Below are 13,497 nucleotides of genomic sequence, written 5' to 3' on the forward strand. Positions count from 1 at the left end.
TCCTTCGCCGGCCGGCCGCCCCGCCGGCCCCTTTGCCCGACCGTCCTCGGGCCCTGTCGCGGCCATGGCTTCCGGCCGCCCGCGGCCCTGGATGCCGCCTTGAGGACACTTCCCCGGTCACGGCGCGTGAACCGCACGGCGGTACGGCGGTACGGCGGTGGCCGCGAGGCACGGGAACCGCCGCCGCGAGGCACCGACGCCCCGGGTGTGAGGCAGTTCTCAGCCTGGTCGACATCGTGTTTCGTGCCTGTTTCGAGATCGCCGGGATCGTTGGCCGCCGGGACCGAGGCCGATTAGCCTGGCCTCAGGACGGCCCGCTCGCCGCGGGCTGACAACTTCACATCGCGCCGCTCACACCCGTGCGGGAGAGCTCCGGGCCGTGGCCCGGAGCGCCGAAGGAGCAAGAACTCCCCGCAAACTCTCAGGCCCAAGACCGCCGGGTCAGGCGACTCTGAAAAGCGGACGCGCAAGCGTCCCGCCGACGGTGCAAGCCGGCCGCCGCGTCTCTCGGGAGGCTCCGGGTGGCATGGCAGGCCGGCGAAGCTCTCAGGCCCATGACAGAGGGGGAGGCCCGCCGCGACGCGGGAGCGCCGCCGTGACCACCGATCGCGGGGGTGCCTCCGGCGTTGCTCGACCTCCGGAGCGCGCGATGACCATCGAGACCACCACACAGACACCGATTTCCGACACCGCGGCACCCGCCGTGGCGACGGACGCGGCCAGGGAGATTGCCGCCGAGGCCGCGTCCGGGAACGGCGGCGACACGCAGGCCCGCCAGGCCCCGCCGCGACCGGAGTCCACCGGGCCCGCGCGACCGGAGTCCACCGGATCCGCGCGACCGGACACCGCCGGGCCGGGGCTGCCGGCCGGGTTCGTCCCGAGGTTCACCGACCGGCACGTCGGCCCGGACCAGGCCGACCGCCGGGCGATGCTCGACCTGCTGGGGCTGGGCTCGCTGACGGGGCTGACCGACGCGGCGGTGCCGGCGGCCATCCGGGACACCGAGCTGGACCTGCCCCCGGCCGTCGACGAGACCGAGGTGCTCGCGGAGCTGCGCGGGCTGGCCGGGTACAACCGGCGGGTCACCTCCATGATCGGTCTGGGCTTCCACCCGGCGGTCATGCCCGGGGTGATCCAGCGCAACGTCCTGGAGAACCCGGCCTGGTACACGGCGTACACGCCGTACCAGCCGGAGATCTCCCAGGGGCGGCTCGAGGCCCTGCTGAACTTCCAGACGGTGATCACGGATCTGACCGGCCTCGCCGTGGCCGGCGCCTCGCTGCTGGACGAGCCGACGGCGGCGGCGGAGGCCATGCAGATCGCCCACCGGGCCGCCCGGGGCCGCCGCTCGACCTTCGTGATCGACGCCGACACGCTGCCGCAGACCATCGCGGTGGTCCGGACCCGGGCGGAGGCGCTCGGCATCACCGTGCTCGTCGTCGACCTCCGCGACGGGCTCACCGGACGTCCGTCGCCGGCCCCGGGCGAGCGCCCGGCCGCCGGACCGGCCGCTCCCGCGCAGTCCGCCGCGCCGTCGGCACCGTCCGAGGTGCCTTCGGTAGTGCCGTCCGACGTGCTCGGGGACGCCTTCGGTGTGCTGCTGTCGTACCCGGGGGCCGGTGGGGAGGTGCGGGACCTGCGCGGGGTGATCGCGCAGGCCCGGGAACGCGACATCGTGGTGACGGTCGCCGCGGACCTGCTCGCGCTCACCCTGGTGCGCTCGCCGGGCGCGCTCGGCGCGGACATCGCGGTCGGGAGCACCCAGCGGTTCGGGCTTCCGCTGTCCTTCGGCGGGCCGCACGCCGGCTATCTCGCCGTCCGGTCGGGTCTGGAGCGGACGCTGCCCGGCCGGCTCGTCGGGGTCTCGGTGGACGCGGCCGGCAACCCCGCCTACCGGCTCACGCTGCAGACCCGTGAGCAGCACATCCGGCGGGAGAAGGCGACGAGCAACATCTGCACGGCGCAGGTGCTCCCGGCGGTGCTGGCGTCGATGTACGCCGTCTACCACGGGCCCGAGGGGCTGGCCGGGATCGCGGCCCGGGTGCACGGGCACGCCGTGAGCCTCGCCGCCGGGCTGCGCGCCGGCGGGGTGGAGATCGTCCACGACGGGTTCTTCGACACGGTGCTCGCCCGGGTGCCGGGGCGTGCGGCCCAGGTGGTCGCCGACGCGCTCGCGCACGGGGTGAACCTGCGTCTCGTCGACGGCGACCATGTCGGCGTCTCCTGCAACGAGACGACCGTGGCGGCCGACCTGCGGGCCGTCTGGTCCGCCTTCGGTGTGGGTGGTGTGGACGGGCCGGCCGCGGCCGTCGGTCCGGCGGCGGGCCCGGCCCTCCCGGCGGCGCTGATCCGCACCGGGGAGGAGCCGTACCTGGCGCATCCGGTGTTCCACGCGCACCGGTCCGAGACGGCGATGCTGCGCTACCTGCGCCGGCTCGCCGACGTCGACTTCGCGCTGGACCGCGGCATGATCCCGCTCGGCTCCTGCACGATGAAGCTCAACGCGACGACCGAGATGGCCGCGGTCACCTGGCCGGACTTCGCCGACATCCACCCGTTCGCCCCACTGGACCAGGCCGCCGGCTACGTGTCGATGATCCGGGATCTGGAGGAGTGGCTGGCCCGGATCACCGGGTACGCCGGCGTCTCGGTGCAGCCGAACGCGGGCAGCCAGGGTGAGCTCGCCGGCCTGCTGGCGATCCGGGCCTACCACCGCGACCACGCCGCGGCCGGGAACCCGGTGCGCGACGTCTGCCTGATCCCGTCGTCGGCGCACGGGACGAACGCGGCGAGCGCGGCGATGGCCGGCATGCGCGTGGTCGTCGTCGCGTGCGACGCGGAGGGCAACGTCGACCTGGACGACCTCACCGCCAAGGCGGCCGCGCACGCCCCGGCGCTCGCGGCGCTGATGGTCACCTACCCGTCCACCCACGGGGTGTACGAGGAGGGCATCGCGCGGGCGTGCGCGGTGGTGCACGACGCCGGCGGGCTGGTCTACGTCGACGGGGCGAACCTGAACGCGCTGGTCGGGCTGTCGAAGCCGGGCCGGTTCGGGGCGGACGTGAGCCACCTGAACCTGCACAAGACCTTCTGCATCCCGCACGGCGGCGGCGGTCCGGGGGTCGGGCCGGTGGCGGTCGGCGTGAAGCTGCTGCCCTACCTGCCCAACCACCCGCTGCGCCCGGAGGCGGGCCCGGAGACCGGGGTCGGGCCGATCTCGGGGTCACCGTGGGGGTCGGCCGGCATCCTGATGATCCCGTGGGCCTACATCCGGCTGATGGGGGCGGAGGGGCTGCGCGAGGCGACCTCGGTGGCGGTGCTCAACGCCAACTACGTCGCCCGCCGGCTCGCGCCGCACTACCCCGTCCTCTACACGGGACGTAACGGCCTGGTCGCGCACGAGTGCATCCTCGACCTGCGGCCGTTGACGAAGGAGACGGGCGTGACCGTTGACGACGTCGCCAAGCGGCTGATCGACTACGGCTTTCACGCGCCGACGATGTCGTTCCCGGTGGCGGGGACGCTCATGGTGGAGCCGACCGAGAGCGAGGACCTCGGCGAGATCGACCGGTTCTGCGACGCGATGATCGCGATCCGGGCCGAGGCGGCGAAGGTCGGCGCGGGGGAGTGGCCCCGCGACGACAACCCGCTGCGCAACGCCCCGCACACCGCGGAGATGGTCACCGGGGACGAGTGGGCGCACCCGTACCCGCGGTCCGTCGCGGCGTACCCGGTGGCGTCGCTGCGCGCGGCGAAGTACTGGCCGCCGGTGCGGCGCATCGACGGCGCCTACGGCGACCGCAACCTGGTCTGCACCTGCCCGCCGGTGGAGGCGTTCGACGTGACGGCCGAGCTGGTGCGGGTGCCCCTACCTGCGGCGACGCCGGCCTGACGCCTGCACCGCCGGATGTGGAGAGCCGCTCCATTACCAGGTTCGTCAGGTAACGGAGCGGCCTTCTGTCGTATCTCGGTTGTGTCTCCCGAGGGGTCGGCGATGGGCGTGTCGTGCGTCCTTGGCACAATCGGCACGACGGCACCAAAGTGCGGCGTTCGTGGTGTTGCACCACGGACGCCGCACTCCTGGACAACCAGCCGGACGGGCGGGGCCCCACGGCCAGCGGAGCTGGCGGTCGGCCGGCACCCGGACCGAAGGCTCGCGAAGGGGACTTTCCGCGATGCAGGAGCAGATGAACAAGCAACTCGGCCAGCTGCGCCAGACCGCGGTCGAGCTGGGCCTGGGTCCGGCGCTGAAGCTGGTCCGCCGCACCGTGCTCCCCAGCGCCCGGCGTAACGCGGTCGATGACCGCCACCTCGCGCTGCTGCTGTCCTTCGTCCTGCAGGAGGACTCGAACTGCATCGACGTCGGCGCCCACCGCGGTGACGTGCTCAAGTCGATCGTGCTGCACGCCCCGCGCGGCGAGCACATCGGCTACGAGCCGCTGCCGCACCTGTTCGAGTACCTGTGCCTGGAGTTCCCGACCGTCACGCTCAAGCAGGCCGCGCTCGCCGAGAAGGCCGGGGTGAGCCCGTTCGCCTACGTCCGCAGCCGGCCCGCGTACAGCGGCCTGCTCCAGCGGACGCCGGACGGCGCCGAGGAGGTCGAGCAGATCGAGGTCGTCGTCGAGGTGCTCGACGAGACGCTCCCCCCCGACCACCGGCTCGACCTGATCAAGATCGACGTCGAGGGCGCGGAGTACGGCGTGCTCAAGGGCGGCGAGAAGCTGCTCTCCGCGAACCGCCCCTATGTGATCTTCGAGTTCGGCGCCGCCGCGCGGAAGTACGGGACCACCGCCGAGGACATGTACCGCCTCGTGGACGGCGACCTCGGCCTGCGCATCTTCGACATGGACGGCACCGGCCCCTACACCCTTGGCACGTTCCGCAAGACGTTCGACAACGGCAACCGCTTCAACTTCGTCGCGCACGCCTGATCGGGCGGTCGCGGGGCGAAGCCGAGCGCGTCGGCGCCCGCTCCGGGATACTCACCGGGTGGCGACGATCGACGGCATCGACGAGCTGAAGCGGGTCCAGGGCCAGGAGCTGGGAACCAGCTCCTGGCTCACGGTGACCCAGGATCAGATCAACACCTTCGCCGCGGCGACGGGCGACTGGCAGTGGATCCACACCGACGTCGAGAAGGCCAAGGACGGGCCGTTCAAGACGACGATCGCGCACGGCTATCTCACCCTGTCGCTGCTGCCGGTGATGGTCGCGGAGATCGCGCAGGTCACCGGCATCACCATGGCGCTGAACTACGGCCTGAACAAGGTTCRCTTCCCACAGCCGGTCCCGGTCGGCTCCCGGGTCCGCGGGACGCTCCGCAACATCTCGGTCGAGGAGATCCCCGGCGGCGCCCAGGCGGTCAACCAGCTCACCATCGAGCTGGAGGGCGCGGCCAAGCCGGCCTGTGTCGCCGAGTTCGTCGCCCGCTACCTGGTCTGACACCCGGACTGACCGGACTGCACCCGGACTGCTGTCTGTTCCGCGGCCGGCTCCCGCCGGGCCCGCCACCGGCCTGACGGCTGCCCGTCAGCGTCGGGCTCAGGCGGACGGGTCGGTCACGACCGCGGTGACGACGCGGATCGTCGGGCGCCAGTGCAGGCCGCCCGCGTCGGTGGACGGGGCGTGCCACCGGGTCAACTCCTCGATCATCGCCGGGCCCTCGGCGTCGGAGACCTTCTCCAGCATGGACCGCAGCGCCGTCCCCCAGGCCCAGCGCCACCAGTGGGCCACATCGCGGAACACGAGGTCGGTGGCGACCAGCTCGTCCCGGGTGAGGGTGAAACCGGTCGCGGTGAGCGCGTCGGCGAGCGCGCCCTCCGCCAGGATGGCGTGCCCCGGCCGGCGCTCGGCCGCACCGACCGAGGTCGCCAGCCGCAGCGGGTAGTCGGGACGGTCCCACAGCGGGTCCGCCGGCCCGAAGACGGTCACGGCCAGCCGCCCGCCGGGCCGCAGGACGCCGCGCCACCGGGCGAGCGCCGCCACCGGGTCGGGCAGCAGGAACAGGCCCATCCCGCAGAGGACGACATCGACCGAGCCCGGCTCGACGGGCGGGTCCATCGCGTCGGCGATCGTGACGTCGACCCACGGCAGCTGACGGGCCGCGACGTCGGCCGCGGTCAGCTCGACCATGGTCGGCGCCAGGTCGAACGCCCGGACGGAGCCGGCCGGCCCGGTCGCCTCGGCGGCCGGGAACAGCACGGCACCGCGCCCGCAGGCAAGGTCGATCACGTTCTCCCCGGGGGAGATGCCGGCCGCGGCCACCAGGGTCTTGCCCAGCGGACGGAAGAACGGCACACCGTGGACGTCGGCGTCGTAGTCGTACGCCGCACGGTCGAACACCGTGGCCGGGTGGGCCTGATCGACCTGCTCGGCCGGGTCGCCCGCCTCGTCCGTCTCGTCCGCCGGTTCGTACTCCGCCACCTCGGGACCCGCCGATCCGTGTTCCACCGGCGCATAGTCCGCCGGTTCGTGCTCCGCCAGCTCGAGCTGTGTCAGCTGGTGCTCTGCCGGCTCGAAACGGGCCGGCTCGTAGTACGCCGTCTCGTATTCTGTCGACTCGCGTGCCGCGGGTACAGCCGGCCGGTCGCGCTCCGTCCGCGGGGCGAAGTAGGTGTTCTCCGCGGAGGGCGGGTAGATCTCGACCCCGCCATCCCTGATCAGGATCTCTATCGGGGCGTTGTCCCGGCCCCGGTGCCCACGCGGCAGGATCCGCTCCACAGTGATTTCCTCGATGGTGAAGCCACCCATCGTGATCGCCGACATCGCGACCCCGTCCACGGTGAGCCCGTCCATGGTGAGCCCGTCCACGCCGCGTGCCCTCTTCCGCCATGCCGCCTGGGCGGCGTTCTGTCTCTGGCGTCTCAGCTAACCAGGACAGAACGACACATTCCGTCACCCAGATGGTCGCCGGTGGGGCGTCCGAAGTCCCGCGGCGGGGCGTTGTCAACCGCTCTGACCTGCAGAAATGTAATTTCACCGCTGAAGTTCGCGGCCCTTCACCCCCGGGTCCACCGGTTCGGACGAGACCTGTGCGGGGATGCCTGAACCGGCCATCGCGCTGCCTGAAGAGCCCTGGAGGTGGTCGGTCGTCCCGGGATCGGTGGGCCCGTCGCCGTCGTCGCCGCCGTCGGTGGCGGTCTCCCGGGCGGTCGCGCGCTCCCGGGCTGGCCCCGCCTTTCGGGACGATTCGGACTTACTGGGCGTAACCGCCGTGCCGAGGGCCGTGGACCCGCCCCCCGCGGCGAGCTTGTCGGACTTCGCGGACCTCCCGGGCCGGCCACCTGGCCCACCCGAGTTCCCCGACCCACCGGACCCGCCCGACCCGTTCGGCCCCGACCTGGACGGCCCAGTCGACCCGGACCCGGACGCGCCGCCGAGGCCGGTGGTCGCGCTCGCGAACCGCTCACCGTGGATGTCCACCCGCGGCAGCAGGACGTCGACCCATCTGGGCAGCCACCAGTTCGCCCGGCCCAGCAGCGCCATCGTGGCCGGGACCAGCACCATCCGGATCACTGTCGCGTCGACCAGGACGGCGACCGCCATCCCGACGCCGACCATCTTCACGGTCACGTCCGGGTCCAGGGCGAAGCCCGAGAAGACGGCGATCATGATGAGGGCGGCGCTGGTGATCACCCGGCCGGTCGAGGCGAGCCCGCGGACGATGCTGCCGTGCGGGTCGCCGGTGGCGACCCAGTCCTCCCGGATCCGGGAGAGCAGGAAGACCTCATAGTCCATGCTCAGGCCGAACAGGACAGTGAACATCAGCACCGGCAGCCAGCTCGACATCGGGACACTGTGCGGCAGGCCGAGCAGGTCCGTTCCCCAACCCCACTGGAACACCGCCGTCACAACGCCGTAGGCGGCCGCGATGGAGAGCAGGTTCATCACCGCCGCCTTGATCGCCACGACCGGCGAGCGGAAGACGACGGTAAGCAGCAGCACCGACATCCCGACGACGAAGCCGACCACCCACCACAGCCGCTCCGAGAGCAGCCTGGAGAGATCGACGAAGATCGCCGTAGTCCCGGTGATGGACACGCCGGGCGGCAGCACGTCCGCGCGAAGTCGGGCGACCAGATCGGACGCGGCCTTGTCGCTCGGGCCGGTCGTCGGGACCACGCTGATCACCGCGGCCTCCCCGGACGGGGCGATCACCGGCGGCTCGACGGCCGTGACGCCCGGGACCGCGGCGACCTTCGCGACCAGGCCCGGCAGCTCCGGCGCCGGCAGCTGCCGCAGGTCGACGGCCAGCAGCAGCGGGCCGTTCTCGCCTGGTCCGTACTCGGCGGAGATCAGGTCGTAGGCGCGCCGCTGGGTGACGTCGGTCGGCGCGCTGCCGGCGTCCTGGGGCCAGGTGCGCATGGTCAGGACGGGTGCGCCGAGGGCCAGCAGGAAGATCAGTGCGGCGAGCGCCCACGGGCGGGGACGAGCGCCGATGCTCGCGGCCCACCGCGCGGTCAGGGTCCGCTTCGGCTTCGCCGGCGTCGCGTCCGAGCCGGTGCCGGAGTCAGCACCGGGGGCCGAGCCGATGCCCGCCGGCCTCGTGGAACGGGCGACGAACAACTCGGCGTGCGCCCGGCGGCGCAGCACCCGCAGGTCCGCGAGACCGCACAATGCCGGAACAAGGGTGACCGCGACTGCGACGACCGCGATGACAACGGACGCCGTCGTGAAGGCTGTCGTTACGTATGTGTTGAGACCGACCAGTCGCAGGCCCGTCAGCGAGACGATCACGGTGAGGCCGGCGAAGACGACCGACATACCGGCCGTCGCGTTCGCCCGCCCCGCCGCCTCCGCCACAGACAGGCCGGACCGCAGCCCCTCGACATGCCGGGTGACCAGGAGCAACGCATAGTCGATGCCGACGCCGATCCCCACCATCGACGCGAGGGTCGGGGCGATCGTGCTGACGGTCGTCGTCGCCGCGATCAGGGTGATGCCGGAGGCCCCGACCCCCAGCCCGATCATCGCCACCGCGATCGGCACCCCGGCGGCGATCACCGAGCCGAAGGCGATCAGGAGAATGAGCAGCGCGACCCCCACGCCGATCGCCTCGGCCCGGCCGTCGACCGACTGGAGGTTCTCCGAGATCTGGCCGCCGATCTCGACCTGCAACCCGGCGTCACTCGCCGGGGCGGCCGCCGCGTAGACGGCGTCCAGGGCATCGCGCCCGCCGAGCTGGGTGACCGGCTTCGAATAGTGCACAGTGAACAGCGCGGTGTCACCGTCACGGGACAGTTCCGGCGGGCTCGCGACAATGGCGGACGGCACCTTGCCGAGCCGGGCACCGACGCTGGCCAGGATGGCCGGGTCGAGCTGGGCCTTGTTCGTGCCGTGCAGCACGACGCGCGCGTCGGCGCCGGCCAGGGTCGGGAAGCTCTGGCGCAGCAGGTCGGTGCCGACCTGCGAGGCGGTACCCGGGGCGTCGTAGTCGTCGCGCGGCTGACCCCCCGAGCCCGCGGCCAGCCCCAGGGCCGCGACCAGCACGGCAAGCCATATCCCGACAACCCGCCACGGCCGGGTGGCCGCGGCCGCGCCGATCCGGTACAGCAACCGGGACATCCGTCCTCCTCGACTCCGCTGGGCCCGTCGTCTCCGCTCGGCCGTCGCCCCTGCTGGGCCGTCGTCTCCGCCGAGTCGCCAGGTCTCCGCCGGCCGGGATACGCGACGGCCGGGGTGGGCGATGGCCGAGATGGTGATAGATGAGGGGGGTGGTGCACGGCGGTCGCGTGCACCAGTGGGAAGATAGGCGGGGTTTCCATGGCACGGTGGGCAGGAACCCTGCGCGAACACTATGTCGCCGAATGCGCCGTAATCGGGCGAATCGCCCACATCGGCTCGCCCGCTGGGAGGCGGGACGCATGCGGGCACGTCGCGCGCTCGCGATGTCATGAACACGACGCCCGCCAGTGCCTCCCGGCCTCTTGCGGTGCGGCGGCTTCTGCCGCCACCCGGTAGGCGCTCTGCGGTTCCGCGGAACCCCAGGATCGACCGTGGCCCGAGTCGGGTCACAGTGCTTCGGAGGCTCCGCTCACCGCCAACTGGTCGTCGCCGCCGGCCGGGGGGAGGGCACGGCCGCTGACGGCCACCCGGTCGCGCCCGGCGCTCTTCGCCGCGTACAGCGCGTCGTCGGCGGCGCCGAACAGGTGGAACGGGTCGGCGGCGTGGGTGGGCACGGCGGCCGCGCCGACCGAGACGGTCACCGCGATCACCTGCTCCCCGCGTACCTCGGACTCGTCCGTGTCCACACCGTCGGCGTTCCCGCCACCGGCCGGCCCGCTCCGGGCCGACCCGGCCAGCCCGCCGCCTTCCAGCCCGCCGCTGCCCGTAGACGCACTGCTCGGCGGACCGCCGTCCGGCGGCGTGGGATGGTCTGTGGTGGTGCGGGTGCTGATTCGGATCGGCTCGCTGCCGACCTGGCGGCGCAGGCGCTCCCCGACGGTGGCGAGGTCGGTCTCGCGCAGGTTCGTGACCAGCACGGCGAACTCCTCGCCGCCGTAGCGACCCAGGACGTCACCGGGCCGGGTCGCCGCCTGTAGCCGGTGGGCGACCTCGACGAGCACGCCGTCCCCGACGAGATGACCGTACCGGTCGTTGATCGCCTTGAAGTGGTCGACGTCGACCAGGAACAGGCCGAGCCGGGTGCCGTCGCGCAGTGCGCGGTCCACCGCCGCGGACAGCTCGCCTTCCAGGTGCCGGCGGGTGTGCAGCCCGGTCAGGACGTCGGTGATCGCGGCTCGATGCTGGTCGGCTACCAGACCCGCCATCCGGAAGATGATCAGAATGAACATCGCCGCGCTGGCCACCGCCACGACGACCAGCCCGCTGGTCTCCCCGCGCACGCACTGCACCGCGAGCACGACCGGGGCCACCAGCGCCGCGGCGGTCAGTGCGAGCAGACGCGGCACGGAGAGCACGGCGCCGGGGCGGGTGCCACCCACCTCGAGGCGGCTCATGCTCGGGTGTAGCGCGGCCGCGCCGAGGAACAGTGCGGTGGCCAACCAGAGGACGTCCAGCTCACCGCCGACCCGGTAGTCGCCGTCGAGCTGGCGCGGCACATAGCGGGCGTCGGTGGCGAGGACCGCGGCGAGGTGGGCGGCGAGCAGGTAGAAGGCCGGTGGGCGTCGGCCGCCGTCGAAGAACAGGCGCAGGCTCGCCGCGAAGAGGGCGAGATCGCCCACCGGGTAGGCCACCGAGGCCAGGCTGACCAGCGGGGACTGATCAAGCGCCAGTCGCGGGGCGACCAGGTAGACCCAGGAGACCAGCGCTCCGGCGACGGCCATCATCAGGCTGTCCAGGACGCCGGCCACGCCGCCCGGCCGTCCCCGCCGCCGGGCGAGGATCATCAGGCCGGCCATCAGCAGGGGATAGCGGGCCAGGTGGCAGGCGTCCCCGATGCCGGGGAAGCCGTCGGCGCCGGGTCCGTCGCGGGAGCCGGCGAGGATCGCGTCGCCGAGCACGGAGATCGCCTGGGCGGCGGCGAACAACCACCAGGGCAGGCTGCCCGCCGGCCCGTGGCGCCGCCTGCCCACGGCGACCGCCACCACCGCCGAGCCGCTGACCAGCAGGTAGAGCGCCACGCGCGGCCCGGACGTCCCGCCGGCGGCCGGGAGCGCGCACGAGGCGGCCACGAGGACCAGCCCGCCGGCCAGGTACCAGACCCAGCCACGGTCGGCCGGCGCACCCGCCGTGGGTCGGGCCGCCGTCACCGAGGACCTGGTGTCGCCGGCCACCGCGCGCCGGACGGGAGTGACCGGGCCATGTTCAGCGTCTCCGATACGAATGCCGGATCTGTGCGGGGCGCCGGTTTCCAGGGGCGCCGAGCCCGCGGGTGCGGGGTCCGTGCGTGGCGGGTGCGCGGGGTGCCGGCCCGGGTCGGGGGCGGGCTTCTCCCGTCGATGGCGATGCGGACGCGCGCCGCGCCGTCGCTCCGCGTGTCGGGTCAGCCGGCAGGGAGGTTCGACTTGGCGGGTCCGGACCCGTGACCCGTTTCGGAACCGTATCGAATGGTAGCTCTTCGTACACGCTCGTTTGACGGGCGGTGTGAGCTTTTGTCTGATTCTTGTTCCTGTGAGTTCGTTTCCGGCCGGGCCTGGTAGGCCCGGCTCCCCTCAGGCGAGCCCGAGGACGGAGATGAACCGCCGGGCCGCGGCACCGCCGGAGTCCAGAGCGATGGCCTGGGCCCGGACGGTGTCGAGATCGTCGAGCAGTGCGGCGTCGACCTCGTCCGTGGCGGAGGCGTCCCGGACGGCACCGGGGCGGCTGGCTGCGGAGTAGAGGAGGTCCAGGCCGGCCTCGGCCTCGTCGAACGCCGCCTCGTCGAAGTCCCAGTCGTCGTCCCGGGGGCGCACCAGGCAGAGCAGCCGCACCGCGGCCGGGCTGTGCCTGGTCAGCAGGTCGTCGACGAAGGTCAGGTTGCCCAGCGACTTGGACATCTTGACCCCGCCCGAACGGACGGTCCCCGGCCGCAGCCAGGCCCGCGCGAACGGTTGCACGCCGGTGGCGCGCTCGGCGAGCAGCGCCTCCACGGCGTGATGGGGGTAGCGCAGGTCGGCGCCGCCGGCGTGCAGGTCCACGCTGGAGCCGAAGGTCGACAGGACCATCGCCGCGCACTCGGCGTGCCAGCCGGGCCGGCCGGGGCCCCACGGGCTGGGCCAGCTCGGGTACCCGCCGTCCGGCCGGGCGGCGCGCCAGACGGCGACGTCGAGTGGGTCGTCCCGTTCGGGGTCGTGCGGGTCGTCGTTGTACTCGGCGGCGAGGGCGATCGCGGCCGCCCGGTCGAGGCCGGCGCGTTCGGCGGCCTCGGCTGTCCGGGCGTAGACGCTGCCGCCGCGCTCGTAGGCGTGGCCGGCGCGCAGCAGCGCCGTCGCCAGCTCGATCACCCGGGTCACGGCCGCGCGCGCGGTCGGCTCGTGGTCGGGTGGGCGGATGCCGAGTGAGGTCATCGTGCGGTCGAAGGCGAACCGCTGCAGCGACGCGATCTGGTCGAAGGGCAGGCCGGTCCGGCGTGCCTCGTCGAACATCGCGTCGTCGACGTCAGTGATGTTGCGGGCCAGCTCGACCGGGACCCCGACGTTGCGCCACACCCGGATCGCCAGGTCCGTCCACAGATAGGTGGCCGCGTGGCCGAGGTGGGTGACGGCGTACGGGGTGATGCCGCACACGTAGACCCGGGCTCGGCCCACCACCGGCAGCGGCGCCCCGCCGAGCCGCAGCACGGGGCGCATCGGGTTCAGTGCGACATCCATCGCCTCAGCATGCCACCGCGGTGCCGGGCGGACACAGGCGTCGTCCGGACCGCCCCCGGGTAGACCTGTCGGTATCCGCCCTGGGCGGACCCGGCCGGCGTTCCGTACCCCCCGTGGATGGCGGGAACACGGGCCAACCCGCAGGAGCGTGACGAGGATGACCAAGGGGACTCGTCCGGGGGAGTGACGATTCGTCGCGCAACATCCATACTTTGGGGCTCGCCGTTCGGTTGGTCTGGGGGCCGGT

The 13,497-nt window shown here is 73.1% G+C and carries 7 protein-coding genes and 2 riboswitches; of the genes, 3 read left to right on the forward strand and 4 right to left on the reverse strand.

Annotated features, from left to right (window positions below; translation table 11 throughout):
• Positions 1-352 precede the first annotated feature (352 nt).
• Positions 353-446: riboswitch (glycine riboswitch) on the forward strand.
• 3 nt (positions 447-449) lie between these two features.
• Positions 450-563: riboswitch (glycine riboswitch) on the forward strand.
• A gap of 86 nt (positions 564-649) precedes the next feature.
• The 3 genes from gcvP to BBK14_RS05050 all read left to right on the forward strand — a co-directional run bounded on the left by gcvP (position 650) and on the right by BBK14_RS05050 (position 5,442).
• A complete protein-coding gene (gcvP, locus tag BBK14_RS05040) occupies positions 650-3,892 on the forward strand; it encodes an aminomethyl-transferring glycine dehydrogenase (RefSeq protein WP_071060031.1) in 3,243 nt (1,080 codons plus the stop codon).
• A gap of 295 nt (positions 3,893-4,187) precedes the next feature.
• Positions 4,188-4,931, forward strand: a complete 744-nt coding sequence (locus BBK14_RS05045; RefSeq protein ID WP_235013541.1) for an FkbM family methyltransferase — start codon at positions 4,188-4,190, stop codon at positions 4,929-4,931.
• A 58-nt stretch (positions 4,932-4,989) separates the two neighbouring features.
• Entirely contained in the window at positions 4,990-5,442 is a 453-nt protein-coding gene (locus BBK14_RS05050; RefSeq protein WP_071060032.1) for a MaoC family dehydratase, read from the forward strand.
• A 99-nt stretch (positions 5,443-5,541) separates the two neighbouring features.
• On the opposite strand, the gene BBK14_RS05055 is transcribed toward BBK14_RS05050, so the two are convergent.
• The 4 genes from BBK14_RS05055 to BBK14_RS05070 form a co-directional block, all read right to left on the reverse strand.
• Positions 5,542-6,810, reverse strand: a complete 1,269-nt coding sequence (locus BBK14_RS05055; protein ID WP_071060033.1) for a class I SAM-dependent methyltransferase — start codon at positions 6,808-6,810, stop codon at positions 5,542-5,544.
• Between the two features lie 165 nt (positions 6,811-6,975).
• Positions 6,976-9,564 (reverse strand): MMPL family transporter, encoded by a 2,589-nt coding sequence (locus tag BBK14_RS05060; RefSeq protein WP_071060034.1) that lies wholly within the window; start codon positions 9,562-9,564, stop codon positions 6,976-6,978.
• 446 nt (positions 9,565-10,010) lie between these two features.
• Positions 10,011-11,711 carry a GGDEF domain-containing protein gene (locus BBK14_RS05065; protein WP_071060077.1) on the reverse strand — a complete coding sequence of 567 codons (1,701 nt, stop codon included), beginning with the start codon at positions 11,709-11,711 and terminating at the stop codon, positions 10,011-10,013.
• 402 nt (positions 11,712-12,113) lie between these two features.
• The gene (locus BBK14_RS05070; RefSeq protein WP_241831146.1) at positions 12,114-13,250 is read right to left on the reverse strand and encodes a cysteine--tRNA ligase; all 1,137 of its coding nucleotides are present in this window, start codon (positions 13,248-13,250) and stop codon (positions 12,114-12,116) included.
• Between the last annotated feature and the right edge of the window lie 247 nt (positions 13,251-13,497).

This window comes from Parafrankia soli (assembly GCF_001854695.1).
GTDB classification, from domain to species: Bacteria; Actinomycetota; Actinomycetes; order Frankiales; family Frankiaceae; genus Parafrankia; species Parafrankia soli.

Bases quoted from the DNA above. Each gene is read 5' to 3' on its own strand.
- gcvP (WP_071060031.1), top strand. From the start codon at position 650: ATGACCATCGAGACCACCACACAGACACCGATTTCCGACACCGCGGCA.
- BBK14_RS05045 (WP_235013541.1), top strand. From the start codon at position 4,188: ATGAACAAGCAACTCGGCCAGCTGCGCCAGACCGCGGTCGAGCTGGGC.
- BBK14_RS05060 (WP_071060034.1), bottom strand. From the start codon at position 9,564: ATGTCCCGGTTGCTGTACCGGATCGGCGCGGCCGCGGCCACCCGGCCG.
- BBK14_RS05070 (WP_241831146.1), bottom strand. From the start codon at position 13,250: ATGGATGTCGCACTGAACCCGATGCGCCCCGTGCTGCGGCTCGGCGGG.